The organism is Marinicella pacifica (assembly GCF_014636635.1).
Taxonomy (GTDB): Bacteria; Pseudomonadota; Gammaproteobacteria; order Xanthomonadales; family Marinicellaceae; genus Marinicella; species Marinicella pacifica.
On record NZ_BMEO01000007.1, the window covers coordinates 72760 to 89485 of the forward strand.

The following is a 16726-nucleotide window of genomic DNA, read 5'->3' on the forward strand; positions in this document are numbered from 1 at the left end:
CCGGGCTTAGCCAGTACCTGACCACGCTCCACATCATCACGCTTGGTACCACGTAACAAAATACCCACGTTATCACCGGCCTCACCTGAATCCAGTAACTTACGGAACATTTCAACACCGGTACACGTGGTTTTGGTGGTGTCACGGATACCCACAATCTCTAATTCGTCACCAACATTCACAATACCGGTTTCAATACGCCCGGTTACCACAGTACCGCGACCTGAAATTGAGAAAATGTCTTCAATCGGCATCAAAAATGGTTTCGCTGTGTCACGCTCAGGCTCAGGGAAATAAGAATCCATTTCCTCAAGCAGCTTCTCAACAGCAGGTACCCCGATATCACTGGTGTCGCCTTCTAAGGCTTTTAAGGCTGATCCTTTCACCAATGGGGTGTCATCACCTGGAAACTCATAGTCATTTAATAACTCACGAACTTCCATTTCAACCAACTCCAACAACTCTTCGTCATCAACCTGGTCACATTTGTTTAAGAACACAACAATGTAAGGTACGCCAACCTGACGTGCCAGCAGAATGTGCTCACGGGTTTGTGGCATCGGACCGTCAGCGGCCGATACAACCAAAATCGCACCATCCATTTGTGCCGCACCGGTGATCATGTTTTTCACATAGTCAGCATGGCCCGGACAATCCACGTGGGCGTAGTGACGGTTGTCGGTTTCATATTCTACGTGTGCCGTAGAAATGGTGATACCACGCTCTCTTTCCTCTGGCGCGTTATCAATTTGATCGTAATCTTTAAAATCACCACCTTGCTTTTCCGCAGCAACTTTTGTGATCGCTGCAGTCAAGGTCGTTTTACCGTGGTCAACGTGACCGATTGTGCCCACGTTTACATGGGGCTTGGTGCGTTCAAATTTTTCTTTTGACATAGTTGCTACTCCAAAAACAAAAGCAGTTAAATTAAATTCGTTTGTCATGGTGCCCATAACTGGAGTCGAACCAGTGACCTCTTCCCTACCAAGAAAGTGCTCTACCGACTGAGCTATATGGGCATCTAACATTGGAGCGGGTGATGGGAATCGAACCCACGTATTTAGCTTGGAAGGCTAATGTTCTACCATTGAACTACACCCGCTCGTCAAAACCCGAAACGTATTTCAGGGTTATTAATTAATGGTGGAGGGAGGAGGATTCGAACCTCCGAAGTTAAAAACAGCAGATTTACAGTCTGCCCCCGTTGGCCGCTTGGGTATCCCTCCAACGAACGAAGCACGGCATTTTCGTAGAATATCGCCTTAATGTCAATAAAAAATAGCAGTAATTTGGGTAACTTAAAGCCAAAGCCAGAAGCGACATCACTGCGCCGCGAATTGTAAATATATTTTATCTGTTTGCAAGTTTTATTTTTAAATCCGTTTCAGTATTTTTCTGCGTCCAATCCGGTGGCTTTTAGATGATTGCCCCATTACAATAACTCGGTTTTAAAATTTTTCTTTAACCCGATGCTTAAAAAATTGTGGCTCATCTTGTTTTTAAGTCTGCTCATTCAATTTGACCAGGCTTTCGCCAAAACGCTGAAAACCATCGCATTGGCACCGCACATAACAGAATTGGTTTTTGCCGCCGGTGGCGGTGACAGCCTGGCGGGTGTCAGCGCTTACAGCAATTACCCCGCCCAAGCCGCAAAATTACCCGTCATCGGAGATGCCTTTCGCATCGATCTGGAACAAATTATCGCCCTGCAACCGGATATCGTCTTTTACTGGCACGGCAGCACCACCAACCAGGTCTTGCAACAATTGCAATACCATCAGTTTAAGACAGTCCCGATCAAAATTGAGTCATTAAACGAAATTGGTGATGCCTTGTTAACCATTGCCGGACACCTTGATTTACCCGACCCGCCCGGGTATCGGACATTTATAAACCGGCTTAAACAACGCCAACAACAATCGCCGCGCTCGCATTCTGTCTTAATTCAGCTATCAAGCCAACCGCTTTACACTGTGAACGCGTCGCACTGGATGAGTGAAGCGGCGTCTTTATGCGGCTTGAATAATATTTTTCAGCATCTGCCGACGGCCACAGCCACTGTAACACAAGAAGCGGTGATAGTTCGCAATCCGGATTATATTATTCAAATGAAGCCGATTGACCAGAATAGTCCTTTACAGCAATGGCCACAAATCACCGCCATAAAACAACAACAGATTATTGTGGTTAATCCCGATACCTTTAGCCGCCCCACACCCAGAATCTTGGAAGCGGTGGACAGCATTTGTCGTCAAGTGAATCAGTTTTCAGCCGGCGTCGGAGAATGAATCAACAATTTTAGATCGGCGTCATACAATCCCACCAACACAGCATCACCGGAGGTGTTCATGCGAAAACCGCCGTATTGAGCTTGTTCAAAGGTTTTGGCACTGCCCTCTTCGAAGAAATACGCATCGGTGGCCAGCCGGACCTGCTGCCCCTGCCAACGTAAATCAAGCAGGTATTGATCTGCCTGCAAGTCCTGCCCCCGGTAAAAACCCTGCCACTGCACCACCCGTCGGTCGTCGGCGGTGACAATGCCTTGGTTCGGAAAACGCGGCAAGCTGTCCTCTGCTTCTGATCGGACTGACGCTTGAATTTGATTCGCCAGCGCAAACCGTAAACGCATATAGTCACCCTGCATCAAAGACCGCGGATCCACCGGCGCCAGTTCAAAAAATACCAGATCGCCATATTGAATCAGGCGTTGTTTTTGCACAATACCGGCATTCACCACAAGCAAAGTGACCAAAACGGTCAAAACAAGTACCCCTATTCGACCTCCGGCAGATTTTCCTCTGGGCACCGGTAACACGCCGGCCGGCCGTCGTCCGAACCAGGCCGCCAATAACAACAGACCGCCCAAAACCACCAGCAACATGGCTTTATTCAACAAAGTGGTGTCCAGCTGATAATAATACCAGCTGACGAAACCCAACATCGACACCACCCCCAAGACCATGAGTTGGCTTTGACAAACCCCAAACCCGAGCATCAACAACAGCACCGCCCCGCTAAGACCCGGAATCACAAAACCCAATATTCCCAGTCCGAAAAGAACTAAAGCCATCAACAGCCGGTCACGTCTGTTTTGAGGCAATAAATCTTTTTGCTGCAGGCGTCGGTAGAAAAAACCAAAAGCCGCTATATGCAATAGACCGCTGATGAATTCACCATGGGCCAATAACCAGCCATCCGCCTGATTGCCCAGTTGCCAATACCAACTGAGTGCCTGCAAATTAAGACCAACCAGCGACAAGGCAGCGGCATAGGCCAATGGCTCATAAAAAATTTTTTCTGCCTGCCAGCCGACTTTATCCAGCCACAGCCAGACCACCGCTAATGCCAATAAAGCACTGCCGACACCGGTACTTAATAACAATGAATGTCCCCAAAAGATCAGTGTGACTGCAAACAAAGCACTCATTAAACGGTGCACATAATCATGCATCACAAGCACCAAAACAAACTGATACAAGGCCAACACCCAAAACAGCGCTTCATGCTGCCAGCCCATCAAGTCAGTTACCGCATAGGTGACCAGCGCCTGCCCCGCCAGAGACAACACCAGAAATAATTGTTTAAGGAAATAACTGCCGGATGATTTTTTATGCAGCCAATAATAATGAAATGCCGACAGGTTCATACTCAAACCCAACAAGCCGCATAATCTTGGATGTTCGATAATGGGGAATGCCAGCACAGACACTGAAACCAACAAAAAAACCGCCGCAAACCATCCGCCGACACCCTGAAGCACCCGAGTTATCCAGTCATCATCATCCGCTAAAAAAGGATCATCCGGGCACGCTTCCTGGCTGGTGAAATTGTGTTGTTTCAACCCACGCCATAATTGATCGCGCTGCATCGCTGCTGTGTCGATTTGCTGTTCCGCGCTGTTTATGGCATAAGGCTGTTTCAATGGTAGTTGAAAAAAACAAATTGATTTAATTCATCATACCACCACTTGGACTTCAACGGAATCTTTTGACTATAGACCTTCACGGGTTAATTCAAGTATGCGTGCCAACACCGACTGAATTTTATAAATGCCGTTATTATTGTCAATGCCGCCATTGTCATCATTGGCCATCGCAACCACCACATAAGGCGCATGGCCGTTATCTTCTAATAACCAGGCATGGGTCAACACATGATAACCATTAACCCCGGACACCAGACTGCCGCCTTTGTACCAGGAACGATCCCAATTATTTCGGATTTCAGGTTGGGCTGTCTGTGCGCCCATGGCCCGTTCAATTAAGGCCAGGGCATCAGAGCCTTGGGGATAGGTGCGCAAATGCGCGAAATTCTGACACACATCCATGGGCGATGCCCGCCAGCTGCCTGATGTCATTAGAAAATCATTCTGATACGGGTAACTGGTCACTGCGCCCAAAGGTTCTAACTGGGTGTTAATGAAATTGAGTTGATTGCTTTCCGTGTCGTTAATGAAGTTGGTGGCGGTTGTCGGATCGATGGAAAAAAACAGGTGAAACTGTTCATTAATGGATAATATCGGTTTAAGTACGGTGGCATCCATTACACCCGATGAGTCAATATAGGCATCAATTACCGAACGACCCACCACATCATGTAAAATTTCGGTGGCGGTGTTATCACTCACGCCCAGCATCAGCACCGCCAGATCTTGTGCCGTAAATACGGTACCGGCCGGCTCATTATTCACAACACCGCCGCCATTGACCCATTGTCCGGCATCATAAGTCACATTTTGATAGGGTGTTATGACGTTATTCTCAACCGCATCAGCCAGACCTCCCAACACCCAGGTTTTAAAAATCGAACCGGTGGCTTTTAATGTCCCCGAATTACTTTGATAAATTGGCTGGCACTGGTTATTGTGGTCCACATAGGCCACTAACAGGCCGACATCCGCAGCCAAGGTATTAAATTTGTTGACAGCCTGTTGCATGGTTAGATTTTGGTCAATCGGGTACTGTACACTGCCGTAATAGGGGCTCACATAAAAATAGGTGATTTTCTGACTGCCGGTATAACGGCTTTCCACCACAAAAAAGCCCATTTTGGCCTGACTGTCCTGACCTTGAACAACCACGGACGTGCTCATGGGTGTCATGCCCACAATGTCTGTGATTTTTCCGTTTGGATAATCTGTGCGCAAAGTGTTAAAAAAGTTTTGAAGGGTGTTGGCATCAAATCCACTGGAAAAATGGGCATTAATATCAGCAATCGAGGTACTGGTTTCGCTTAGCTGCTGCACCACCCATTCAAGCTGATTGGCCGCGGGCTCGTTGGGCAACACAAATTCACCCGCCACCCGAGGAAATAATGGCTGTATGGCCGGTACTTCAAAGTCGTTATAAAAAATAATTTGGGACCAGCCCTGGCCACTGACTATCAATAAAAGAAATATCTTAACCAATTTCATCATAACACCCTGCACAAAATAAATGATTTCAAAAATTAAAACCCAACTGGTTTTGATCATTTTACAAACAAAGCACCATTTTTATCAGGACATCTGCAGGACATTGCATGTCGTTTTAGGACAAAAACAAGACAAGGCGCTCACTGCTGGTTTTGATGTGAAATATCAGCCACATTTTGTCGGACATTTTCGGTGCGCACAGCTTTAAGCCACTTAACCGCAGCGGTGGTCATGGCAATCAACAACATCGACAACAAAAACAGGTTGAATCCCGAATCCCAGCCATCAATGATGTTCATTACCAGCGTGAAAGTTAAACTTATCAGGGACATTGCCCACAGGGCGAGTAAAGCTGAATCCAAACGAATATGTCGGTAATAAGCATAAAATGCCGCCAAACCCAATGCCGAAGTCAAACCAAAAACAACACCATATTTCTGTCCGTCTAAAATGGCTGCCATGCCCATATACGTAAAACATAATAACAACACCAAAGCCTGCAGTTGCAGGGCCCAGCGCTGTGTCGGTCTCAACCTTTTAAAAAATCCCAGCGAATGCGGATGTTCACCATCGAGCCACAACAATATCAGCCATAACAATCCGTTGATCATTAAAAATAACCAAATCGCTTGTTCTGTGCCACCCATCAGCAGCAACCACATGGGTCGGGTATCCACATACAAAACCACGGCCACATTAATTAATACCGACCACAGCACCCACATCAGGGCCTGACCTGAAGTCACCACCATCACACTGATGAGCACAGACCACAGGGCAAACAGTTGCCAGGGATCGGCACCGGTTTGATAAACCTGTCCATATAAGGCCAACAAGCCTCCGACCAGTAACGCCAACACCACCTGAGCGATGGTTTGTCCCAGTTCAATGGTCTGCTGACTGAATGCATATCGCGGCACCAGAACCCATGACCACAAGGCGCACAAAAGAAACACCAACAACAGGCTGCCCTGTAACAAAGCAAATTTAAACATGGGCCCCATAATCTGCCAGTTGAAGGCGATAAAAAACAACAACGCCACCACCAACGAAAGGCAGCCCAATATCCACAGCAAGCGTCGGATAAATGATGGCCAGCTGTCAGGAGACGTGCGCTCACCGGCCAATTGCAGGGCTTTGAGCGCCGCTTCAGGCTTGATTGCCTTGGTTTTAATCCAATGGTAAACCGCAAATCGCGACAACAGAAAACCCCACATAAACCTAAAATTAAAGTTTAGCAGATTTTGGCGGGTATTTAGCTGATTTTTTTATGGCTGAATTCGCACCAATTCAGTCAGCCGGGAACGGGTTCGCTGGTATTCAAAAGTCATGCGCTGACCCTGATACAGGGTTTCATAATGCCCGGCGGCACGACACACCATGCCCACTTCAGCCTCGTACATCACATCAACCAGGGTGATAAAACGCCGTGTTCGGTCATCCATTTCTTTTGTCAGTATCGGTATGTGATCAACCACAATAAAGTCAAATTGCTCACCAAGCACCAGATAATCATTAGCGCCGCGTGCATCACCACACAAGGCCTCAAAGTCACACCACAGCATATTCTCCGATGCACTGCGAACGGGTAATACACGGCCATTCACAGACAGCGCTTGATGGTGCACTTCACCGCTTGCAAAATCCGCAAAAAACACCGCCAGACGTTTTGCCGAAGATGTATTCAGCGGAAAGTACCAATGCTCATGGTTGTGGCTGTCCTGATAGCGGTAATCCTGCGCACCATCAAGTCGCAAAACAGCCATATATTGATTAATCCAGTCAATCGCCGGCATAAATTTTGCCCGTTGCAAGCCCCCTTTGTATAAATCATCGGGTTTGACGTTGGAGGTGGTGACCAGGGTAATGCGGTTATGATGGAGGGTTTTTAAGAGTCCTGAGAGCAACATGGCATTGGCGATGTCATTCACCAAAAACTCATCCAGACAAAGTAATTTGATTTCTTTGGCCAATTGCCGGCCAATGTAATCGATTGGATTACTGACGCCATCCACTTCGCGTAAGCGGCGGTGAACCCACTGCATAAAATCATGGTAATGTTGGCGGCGCTTGGGCACCGAGGCAGGCACGCAGTCATAAAACAAATCCATCAAATGGGTTTTACCGCGTCCCACCGATCCGTAAATATACAAACCTTGTGCAGCACCGGGCTGTTGTCGGGCCCACCATTTTTTTTTAACCGGGTTTCTGAGGTCATCGTATAAACGTTGAAACGACCGAATCACGGTTGCCTGACGTTGGTCAGGCAACAAAGTACCGTCATCAATCTCCTGTTGATACCGCTGCTGTGGCCCCATCAGTCGTCCGAACGGGTATTCACCTGTCGTAATAAGCCGTTTTTCACCGCACCTTTTAAATCCAGTAATCGGCGGTGGAAGAAATGCCCGGCTTTCATGGTCACCAATTGAGGTTTGGGGTTTTGCGCTTCCACATATTCATACACCGCGCGCGGACTCACCACATCATCTTCTTCACCCATCACCATCAGCCACGGGCATTCCGGCGGATCTAATTCAGTGAAATCATAACGTTCAACCGGTGGCGCCACGGTCACAAAATGTTCCGGATTAATGTCATGCACCGCCCGCATCGCCACATAACAACCAAATGAAAAACCCGCCAACCAGAATTTGCTGTCCGGCTTGGCCTGCCTGGCCCATTCATAAACCGCCATCAGATCATCGGTTTCACCGACTCCATCGTCAAACACACCGTCAGATTCACCCACACCGCGAAAATTAAAGCGCACCGTATAAGCGCCCATTTCACGAAACGCTTTTTCCAGCATATGGGTCACTTTATTTCGCATGGTGCCACCATACAGCGGATGCGGATGACAGATAATGGCCACCCGATTTTTGTCCACCGCATCAGCCACCGGCGGTGCGGTGAGTATTTCGATTTGACCAGCCGGACCGGGTATCATCAAGACGGTGGATTCTTCGGCGAATTGAGGTGATTCAGACATAATGATTGGGTCTAAAAAAGGCTGGCATTATAACATGTCATTGAGGCGACTTATCGTTTTCACCGAAGTCAAAGGCCTTCACCTTCAAAGCGTACAGCAACATCAATATAACCGGTACGCCCAAAAGGGCGGTGAGCATAAAAAACGAACCAAACCCAAGGGCTTCCACCATACCGCCTGAATAACCGCCGAGGATCTTTGGAAACAGAGTCATCACCGAAGAAAACATGGCGTATTGCACCGCCGTAAATCGGCGGTTGACCAGTAAGGATAAGAATCCGACAAACGCTGCCATCGCCAGACCGGCCGATAAATTATCCGCCGAAATCATTACACCCAAAAACCACAAACTCTTGCCCATACCTGCCATCACCATAAATAGCAGGTTGGTCAGGGCCGATAAAATCGCCCCCAGCAGCATAATCCGTAAAATCCCATATTTCACCACCAACACCCCGCCCAGCAGACCACCGGTCAGGGTCATCACCAAACCGAAGGTTTTGACAATTGCAGCTATCTCATCCAGTGAAAAACCCATGTGTTGATAAAATAAATTGGCACTCACACCCATCACAATATCTGACACCCGATACAATGCAATAATACCTACCAACAATATTAAATGGTTACGATGACGTTTAAACAAGTCCGCCACCGGTTGCACGTACACCGACACCAACATCGTTTGATTAATTAAGCGACTGTAGCTCACTCCTGTTGCCACCAGAACTGCACCCAATAAAGACATGATTAATTTGATTGCCACCGTCAGGGTATCAATCAATATCTGGTTACTGATGACATGTGATAATTGCATTGAAAACCACAGCATCAAATCAGCGGATGATATATAGATGAATACAAAAGCCAACACCGCCACCACAAACACCAGCAGAACCCCTAAATAATCCCGCGTGTTGTAAAGCAAATCCTGTTTGGTCGGCGGCTCTTGAATCATCAATGTGGTGACAATCCCCACCAGCATGGTACAGGCCATCACCAAATAGCTTATCTGCCAGGCCTGATATTGATAATCGCCCACTGCCGTACCCAAATAGCCGGCAATAAATAAAGCCCCCGCACCGGAGGTAATCATGCCCAGCCGATAACCCACAATATACACCGATGACAGCATCGCAATATCTTTTTCAGTGGATGCTTCAATCCGCCAGGCATCAATTAAAATATCCTGGGTGGCCGATGAAAAACCCAATAACACCGTGGCCATCGCCATGCGTATTAAAGCCCCATCACCGGCTGACGGATCGGTCATCGCCATCCAGACAATGGCTGTCATAATTAGCAATTGCACCGCCAACAGCCAACCTCGCCGCTGTCCCAGTAAACGACTCAACACCGGCATCGGCAGGCGATCCACCAACGGTGACCATAAAAACTTAAACGAATAACCCAAAGCGGCCCAGCTGAAATAGGTGATTTCAGATTTGGCAATGCCCACCTGGTCCAGCCACAGGGACAGGGAAGAAAAAATCAAATAAAGCGGAACGCCGGCCACAAAACCGAGTAAAGTCATGTGCAAAAATTTGGGTTTTAATAAATATCGCAGAACCGTCGGCATGACACGCAGAAAATTAAATGCGAACAAGTGTACCACGAAGGCGTGATATTGGAACGCCATTCCTTTTTGTACAAGCCCAAAAAATCAGGTAAGATAAACCCATATCAAGACTAACAAGGGGCCGCCATCCATGATCAGCGCAGAACAACTCAAGGACTATTTTCCGTTTAATAAAATCAACCCGGATTTTTATTCCTTGCTGTTATCCCATTGCGAAACTTTTGAAGCCCGCAAAGACGATACCCTGACTAAACCGGGGCAGCCATTAAACCAAACACTCTACTTAACCCGTGGCGTGGTCTATATCACCACAGAATCCGGCCGGGAAAAAACCCTTAAATCAAAAAGTTTGTCGGCCAAATACCCCATTATAGACGCCCAAAAAAGTGCCGGCGCGCGTATTGTGGCAGCCTCAAAAGAAATCACCGGATTTGCGATTAATGCCCGTTTACTGGAACATTTTCAGGTCTGGGACCGCTGTCATAACGACGCAGCCTTAGACAGCCCTTTGCGCAATCACAAAGATTATCAATGGGTGACCGGGTTGTTAAACAGCCGCACCGTACAAATGATTCCACAAGGTAATGTTGCTGAGTTGTTTTCGGTTTTGGAACGCACCGAAGTGCGGCAGGGTGATGAACTGATGAGTGAAGGCGAAGCCGGTGATTATTGTTATATCATTGCCGAAGGTGAGGCCGGTGTCTTTAAATGCCGGAGCGAAGGCGAACAACAGGTGGCCACGTTAAGTAACGGTGATTTATTTGGTGAATCGGCCTTGGTTGCCAATGAACCGCGGGATGCCAGTGTTCGTATGCTGAGCGACGGGGTGCTGATGCGCTTGTCCGGAGAAGCCTTTCGCAAATTACTCAAAGCCCACGTGGTGCGTTGGATCACCGCTGAAAGGGCCCTGCAAAAAATTGCCGACGGTGCCACCTTAATCGATGTGCGTGAACCGGATGAGCACCAACAACTGGGCATTAAAGGCAGTCTTAACATACCCCTGCCGGAATTACGCCAACGCAGCAAACAGCTTAATCCTGAAACCGTTCTTATTACCGGCAGCAACATGGGATCCCGTTGTGCCGCTGCGGCCTATACACTGGCTCAAACAGGTTTTGATGTGTACGCCCTGCAAGGTGGTATCAGCGGCCTGGTGCGTCATTTAGAACGCACTTGACAAGCATTGAGCTTCACAACCACGGTGGCTATTTAAAGGCTTTTCTGATACAATTTCCAATCCTTGAAAGCGGGCATAATCAACGCTTTAAACAGAGCTTAAATCGGGTGTAACATGATCATTTACATTCAATCGATGGCCGCAATCCACACCCGGGCTGTCAACAACAAATCCTAAAAATATGACACAAACAATCACTAGTCCCGGGCTCAAATTCCGCCGGGCCGTCGAACAAAATGACCCTTTAAAAGTGGTCGGCACCATCAACGCCTATGCCGCCCGTATGGCCAAAGACATTGGCCACCAGGCCATTTACTTATCCGGTGGCGGTGTCGCCGCCAATTCACTCGGTATGCCGGATTTGGGTATTTCATCCCTTGAAGACGTGCTGATTGATGTACGCAGAATCACCGATGTCTGTGATTTACCGCTGTTGATTGATGTGGACACCGGTTGGGGCGGTGCTTTCAATATTGCCCGCACCACCCGCTCAGTGATTAAAGCCGGTGCGGCGGCCATGCACATTGAAGATCAGGTGGCACAAAAACGCTGTGGCCACCGACCCAATAAAGAAGTCGTCTCAAAACAGGAAATGGTGGACCGCATCAAAGCCGCCGTGGACGCCCGGACCGATGAAAACTTCGTTATTATGGCACGTACTGATGCGTTGGCCATTGAGGGTGAGGACGCCGCCATTGAACGTGCCATCGCTTGTGTCGAGGCCGGCGCGGATATGATTTTCCCGGAAGCCATGAAAACCCTCGAACAATACAAACGCTTTAAAGCCGCGGTTAAGGTGCCGATATTGGCCAATATCACCGAATTCGGCCACACACCTTTATTCACCTGTGATGAATTGTCACAACACGATGTCGATATCGTACTCTATTGCTGCGGCGCCTACCGAGCGATGAATAAGGCCGCTGAAACGGTGTACAAGGCGCTGCTCGATCAAGGTCATCAAAAAGATGTTCTTAACATTATGCAAACCAGAGAAGAGCTGTACGATTATCTGGATTATCACAGCTATGAACAAAAATTAGATCAACTATTTTCGGAGGACAAATAACATGGGAAATGCAAAAAAAGCCGGCGGCGCCGGATTACGCGGCCAGGTGGCCGGACAAACAGCTTTATGTACCGTCGGCAAACAAGGCACCGGCCTCACCTACCGCGGTTACGATGTGGATGATCTGGCCACCAACGCCAGTTTTTATGAAGTCGCACATTTAATTATTCACGGCCATTTACCGAATCAAAACGAACTGGACGCCTACAAGAAAAAAATTAACGGCTTACGGGCATTGCCTGAAGCGGTGAAAAAAACCCTGGAACTGATTCCCGCCGATGCCCATCCAATGGATGTGATGCGCACCGGCACATCCATGCTGGGTAATCTGGAAACCGAAACTGATTTTGACCAGCAACGGGACAAAGCCGATCGTTTGGTTGCCACCCTGCCCGGTATGATTTGTTACTGGTATCAATTTGTCACCAACGGCAAACGCATTGACACCGCGTCTGATATTGACGGCGTGGGTGCCCATTTCCTGGAAATGTTGCATGGTAAAGCACCCAGTGATTTACATGCGCGGGTGATGGATGTGTCCTTAATCCTCTATGCCGAACATGAATTTAATGCTTCGACCTTTACCGGTCGTGTGGTGGCATCGACCTTATCCGATATTCATTCTTGTGTGACCGCTTCCATCGGTGCCCTGCGTGGTCATTTACACGGTGGTGCCAACGAAGCCGCCATGGCCATGCTGGCAAAATGGTCCACACCGGAAGAAGCCACCGCCGCCATTGATGAGATGCTGAAAAACAAAACCCTGATTATGGGCTTTGGTCATGCGGTGTATACTGAATTTGACCCGCGCAATGCCATCATCAAAAAATGGTCACAACAACTGGCCGAAGAATATGGCGATGACACCTTGTACCGGGTGAGTTGCGCGGTTGAGCAAAAAATGTGGGACGAGAAAAAACTGTTCCCCAATGCCGATTTCTTCCACGCCTCGGCGTATCACTTTATGGGAATTCCCACAGAACTGTTTACCCCAATCTTCGTGATGTCACGGGTCACCGGTTGGACAGCACATGTCTTCGAACAACGCGAAAACAACCGCATCATCCGCCCTAACGCCGATTACACCGGTCCCGAAGCGCGCAAAGTTGAGCCCATTGAAAACAGATAATTGTTATATGGTATTTAAACGAAAAAAGCGGCGATAAAGTCGCTTTTTTTGTGCCCATAACTTTCACAAATAATACTTGACGAGCGTTAGTATTTTTACTACCATTCTAATTAATGAAAAAACTTCGTTTCACAGCTCAATTTAAAAAAGAAATCAACGAATTTGGAGTTGAAGTAAAAGAAGATATTTTCCTATTGGTTAATCGTTATTTATCCGGTGAGCGGCTTCCTAAAACACAGTTTAAAACCTTTACTTTAGAAAAGAATAAAAAGATACAAGAATTTAAAGTCAAAGACAGAACAGGAAACTGGCGAGTCATTTCGTGCCAATTGGATAAAGAAGCCTTAACTTTTATTTATGCTTTTCACAAAAAATCACAGAAACTGTTAGAAAAAGACAAAAAGATTATTATCCATCGAATTAAAGAGTTACATCATGAAAAAAATTGAAACAACAGATTTAAAAGGTTTTGCCGAAATGATGGGGGTTGATTACCATCTTGTCTTGGTTAAAGATCAATTAATCCGTAAAATTAAGGCCGAATGCGAAAAACATCAAATTTCTCAGAGAAAGCTTGCTAAACGTGTTCCCGGTCTAACCCATGACCGAGTATCAAAAATTTTTAACGGACAAGTCGGACATATGACTGTCGATAAGCTCATTGAAATTCTCAGCCATTTGGATATAACGGCTCACATTACCTTTGAAGAGTCAGAAGCGGCTTAAAGGCTTATGCAATTCAGAATGTAACAAAAAGAAGCGGCTATAATCGCCGCTTTTTAGACTATTCCATAAAACTGCTTATTTCTTACCAATCACATAAGCCGCATGCACCACACCGGGAATATAACCCAAAATAGTCAGTAAAATATTCAGCCAGAACTGGCCGCCTATACCCACTTGTAAGAACACGCCCAAAGGCGGTATTAACAGTGAAAATAAAATTCTAAAAAAGTCCATATAGCCTCCTATGTTATTGATTGTTATAAAAATATTATACATAGCAAAGCTTAAATTGATGTTATATCGGTGTTAACCTAGCATTTATTCACAATCCAACCCCATCAACGGCTGTTCTATTCAATTGGGTAAATACAACTCGATAAACTCATGAACACACCTCACTTATTTTTCTTCCGCGCTTTACGATTTTTAGCCCCGCCGGCACGGCTGCTGATGGATTTTCTTGATTTTCTTTTGGGTTTCGTCGCTTTATTTGCATTGCCTGGTTTTTGCTTTTGAGACGACTGTTTGTATTTTTTGGGCTTGGGTTGATGAATGTTTGTTTCACGAATGGTATCGGCTTCTGACAATTCAAAGCCCCGTTTATAAACACGGGGAATGGCTTCACCGATTAAGCGTTCAATACGCTGTAAGGCGCGAGCTTCCTGTGGACAGACAAAGGAAATCGCCTGCCCCGATTTACCGGCGCGGCCAGTGCGACCGACGCGATGCACATAGTCTTCAGGCAAATGGGGCAGATTGTAATTCAGTACGTAATCCAGATTATCAATATCCAAGCCACGGGCCGCCACTTCAGTACTGATCAGAACCTGAACCTTGGCCGATTTAAATTCAGCCAGCGCCCGACGACGTTGGCCTTGTCGGGTATCGCCGTGACACAAGGCCACCGGCACGTCGGTTTTCTTCAGTCGCTCAAGTAAACGCTCGGCCTGTTTTTTGGTGCCGGTAAACACCAGTATCTGATACCAGTTATGCTCTTCCAGTAAAGCCATAAACAAATCCAGCTTGCGGTCTTCACTCACCGGATAAATGACATGCTCAACAGTTTCTGCGGTGATGTTGGCTTTACTGATACGGACATCTGCCGGATTTTTAAGGATTTGATGGGCCAGTTCATTCAACGCCGGGGTGATTGTGGCTGATACCAGCAAGGTTTGTCGGTTTTTGGCGGTTTGGTTAATTAAGCGCAAGGCATCTTCAATAAAACCCATATCCAGTAACCGATCCGCTTCATCCAACACCACCACCGACACCTCGGATAAATCCACATGATTGGCTTGGGTATGGGCCAATAATCGACCCGGTGTGGCAATGAGTATGTCCAAGCCGGTGCGCAATTTAGCCACTTGTCCATCGAGGTTTACTCCCCCATAAATGGCGGTCATGGTAATGTCCATATTGCGCGCATATTCGGAAATGGCTTCACTTAATTGCTCCGCCAGCTCACGGGTCGGCGTTAAAATCAACGCCCGCACTTTCCCGGCTGCCATGGTTCTGGGTTTGTCCACCATTTGCTGCAAAATCGGCAACGCAAAAGCCGCCGTTTTCCCAGTTCCGGTCTGCGCATTAATCAGCGCATCCTGACCCCGCCGCACCGCCGGAATCGCCTGTTCCTGAATAGGCGTCATCTCCTGATAACCACACGCTTCAATGGCTTTTTGTATTTTAGGGGCTAAACCCAGTGATTCGAATTTCATAATCCTGTCAACTAATTCTTATGTATGGATAGTAAAGGTGTGTTCTTGGGACTTCATTCACTTTTGTTCCCGACAAAAGTGAAAGCGGCCACGGCGAACACTTCTAATAACCTCGCGCTCTTCGCCTCTGATTCGCTTCGCTCACCAACCGGCTCGGCGGGTCGTGCTGCTCAACAGCACTCCTTTGCGCACTATACAGGACAAACACTCAATTGCTACTACTGATTATAAGTTCTATCATACTCATTACAGGTTAACCAAACTTTTATTTGCCATGAAAAAGAGAATAGACACGTCTCCTCACCATTTTTTTGTATTGCGAAAGGCCGAACGAACACACCCTTGCACCCTCTCAAGAGAGGACTGGATTTGCTCCTTTGTTTATCAAAAACAGTACAAAAATTGATATTTTTGCTTCCCCTCTTGAGAGGGGGCGGCTACCGCATCCTGCTATCGCTGCACACCTAAATCCATTTAGTGATTGAGGGTGTGTTCCACCAGTTTATCATGGTTCAAACCCATCTTTAAAAATCAGCATCTGATTAATCCAGTCTCGAATAAGTGCCTGGTCGGTCAGGTTTAGTGGTGGTGCGTCACGGGGCATGCGATTGCCGGAGAGTTGACCATTGCAGTTAATCTTAAAGAACAAGTAGCTCATGCTGACTGTACCGGGTTCAACGCGATTCAATTCGGGAATTTGAAAACTCGGTACCGCCACAATATCCTGTGCGCCATGAGTTAAATCCATAAAAGCAATCGGATCCGGTGGGCCGTGACAGGCCGTACAATGGGTGTCAAAAATGGGCTGAATATCTGTGCTCATTCCCACAGCCGGGGTTTCTGCAATGGTACTTAAATCATCACAACCGCTGAGACCGGCGAACGCTGTATTCACCCCTATTATTCCGAATAAAATAAACCAGATTAAA

16 protein-coding genes and 3 tRNA genes are annotated in these 16726 nt (G+C 47.2%); 6 read left to right on the top strand and 13 right to left on the bottom strand.

Translation table 11 applies throughout. The annotated features are described in order from the left end of the window. The 4 genes from tuf to IEV16_RS09380 form a co-directional block, all read right to left on the bottom strand. On the bottom strand, window positions 1-896 hold an 896-nt coding region (gene tuf / locus IEV16_RS09365; protein ID WP_229728309.1), incomplete at its 3' end, for an elongation factor Tu. A 47-nt stretch (window positions 897-943) separates the two neighbouring features. Further along, window positions 944-1019 (bottom strand) — tRNA-Thr (locus IEV16_RS09370). 9 nt (window positions 1020-1028) lie between these two features. Beyond that, a tRNA-Gly gene (locus IEV16_RS09375) sits at window positions 1029-1102 on the bottom strand. A gap of 39 nt (window positions 1103-1141) precedes the next feature. After that, a tRNA-Tyr gene (locus tag IEV16_RS09380) sits at window positions 1142-1226 on the bottom strand. Between the two features lie 243 nt (window positions 1227-1469). On the opposite strand from IEV16_RS09380, the gene IEV16_RS09385 reads away from it, so the two are divergent. Beyond that, window positions 1470-2288 carry an ABC transporter substrate-binding protein gene (locus IEV16_RS09385; RefSeq protein ID WP_188365440.1) on the top strand — a complete coding sequence of 273 codons (819 nt, stop codon included), beginning with the start codon at window positions 1470-1472 and terminating at the stop codon, window positions 2286-2288. Here the strand turns inward: IEV16_RS09385 and IEV16_RS09390 are convergent. From IEV16_RS09390 to IEV16_RS09415, 6 genes are all read right to left on the bottom strand, one after another. Further along, on the bottom strand, window positions 2261-3922 hold the full coding sequence (locus IEV16_RS09390; protein WP_188365441.1) for a GDYXXLXY domain-containing protein: 1662 nt from the start codon (window positions 3920-3922) through the stop codon (window positions 2261-2263). The genes IEV16_RS09385 and IEV16_RS09390 overlap by 28 nt on opposite strands. A gap of 69 nt (window positions 3923-3991) precedes the next feature. Further along, a complete protein-coding gene (locus IEV16_RS09395; RefSeq protein ID WP_188365442.1) occupies window positions 3992-5416 on the bottom strand; it encodes a serine hydrolase in 1425 nt (474 codons plus the stop codon). 137 nt (window positions 5417-5553) lie between these two features. Next, window positions 5554-6630: a DUF2157 domain-containing protein gene (locus tag IEV16_RS09400; protein ID WP_188365443.1), complete on the bottom strand. Its 1077-nt coding sequence runs from the start codon at window positions 6628-6630 to the stop codon at window positions 5554-5556. Window positions 6631-6681: 51 nt separating this feature from the next. Further along, a complete protein-coding gene (gene zapE / locus IEV16_RS09405) occupies window positions 6682-7731 on the bottom strand; it encodes a cell division protein ZapE (RefSeq protein WP_188365444.1) in 1050 nt (349 codons plus the stop codon). Further along, window positions 7731-8402, bottom strand: coding sequence for an alpha/beta hydrolase (locus IEV16_RS09410; protein ID WP_188365445.1), 672 nt, complete (start codon window positions 8400-8402; stop codon window positions 7731-7733). Before IEV16_RS09410 ends, zapE begins: the two co-directional genes overlap by 1 nt. A 37-nt stretch (window positions 8403-8439) precedes the next feature. Then, window positions 8440-9981: an AmpG family muropeptide MFS transporter gene (locus IEV16_RS09415; RefSeq protein WP_188365446.1), complete on the bottom strand. Its 1542-nt coding sequence runs from the start codon at window positions 9979-9981 to the stop codon at window positions 8440-8442. A 130-nt stretch (window positions 9982-10111) separates the two neighbouring features. On the opposite strand from IEV16_RS09415, the gene IEV16_RS09420 reads away from it, so the two are divergent. The 5 genes from IEV16_RS09420 to IEV16_RS09440 all read left to right on the top strand — a co-directional run bounded on the left by IEV16_RS09420 (window position 10112) and on the right by IEV16_RS09440 (window position 14082). Beyond that, on the top strand, window positions 10112-11158 hold the full coding sequence (locus IEV16_RS09420; RefSeq protein ID WP_188365447.1) for a cyclic nucleotide-binding domain-containing protein: 1047 nt from the start codon (window positions 10112-10114) through the stop codon (window positions 11156-11158). Window positions 11159-11339: 181 nt separating this feature from the next. Next, a complete protein-coding gene (prpB, locus tag IEV16_RS09425; protein ID WP_188365448.1) occupies window positions 11340-12227 on the top strand; it encodes a methylisocitrate lyase in 888 nt (295 codons plus the stop codon). 1 nt (window position 12228) lies between these two features. After that, the gene (prpC, locus tag IEV16_RS09430; protein WP_188365449.1) at window positions 12229-13356 is read left to right on the top strand and encodes a bifunctional 2-methylcitrate synthase/citrate synthase; all 1128 of its coding nucleotides are present in this window, start codon (window positions 12229-12231) and stop codon (window positions 13354-13356) included. 113 nt (window positions 13357-13469) lie between these two features. Then, the gene (locus tag IEV16_RS09435; protein ID WP_188365450.1) at window positions 13470-13805 is read left to right on the top strand and encodes a type II toxin-antitoxin system RelE/ParE family toxin; all 336 of its coding nucleotides are present in this window, start codon (window positions 13470-13472) and stop codon (window positions 13803-13805) included. After that, window positions 13792-14082 (top strand): XRE family transcriptional regulator, encoded by a 291-nt coding sequence (locus tag IEV16_RS09440; protein ID WP_188365451.1) that lies wholly within the window; start codon window positions 13792-13794, stop codon window positions 14080-14082. The genes IEV16_RS09435 and IEV16_RS09440 overlap by 14 nt, the downstream gene beginning before the upstream one ends. Window positions 14083-14157: 75 nt before the next feature. On the opposite strand, the gene IEV16_RS09445 is transcribed toward IEV16_RS09440, so the two are convergent. The 3 genes from IEV16_RS09445 to IEV16_RS09455 all read right to left on the bottom strand — a co-directional run bounded on the left by IEV16_RS09445 (window position 14158) and on the right by IEV16_RS09455 (window position 16692). Beyond that, window positions 14158-14316, bottom strand: a complete 159-nt coding sequence (locus IEV16_RS09445) for a YqaE/Pmp3 family membrane protein (protein WP_188365452.1) — start codon at window positions 14314-14316, stop codon at window positions 14158-14160. A 161-nt stretch (window positions 14317-14477) separates the two neighbouring features. Next, window positions 14478-15797 (bottom strand): DEAD/DEAH box helicase, encoded by a 1320-nt coding sequence (locus IEV16_RS09450; protein ID WP_188365453.1) that lies wholly within the window; start codon window positions 15795-15797, stop codon window positions 14478-14480. Between the two features lie 505 nt (window positions 15798-16302). Next, complete coding sequence (locus IEV16_RS09455) at window positions 16303-16692, bottom strand: hypothetical protein (RefSeq protein ID WP_188365454.1); 390 nt, start codon at window positions 16690-16692, stop codon at window positions 16303-16305. Window positions 16693-16726 lie beyond the last annotated feature (34 nt).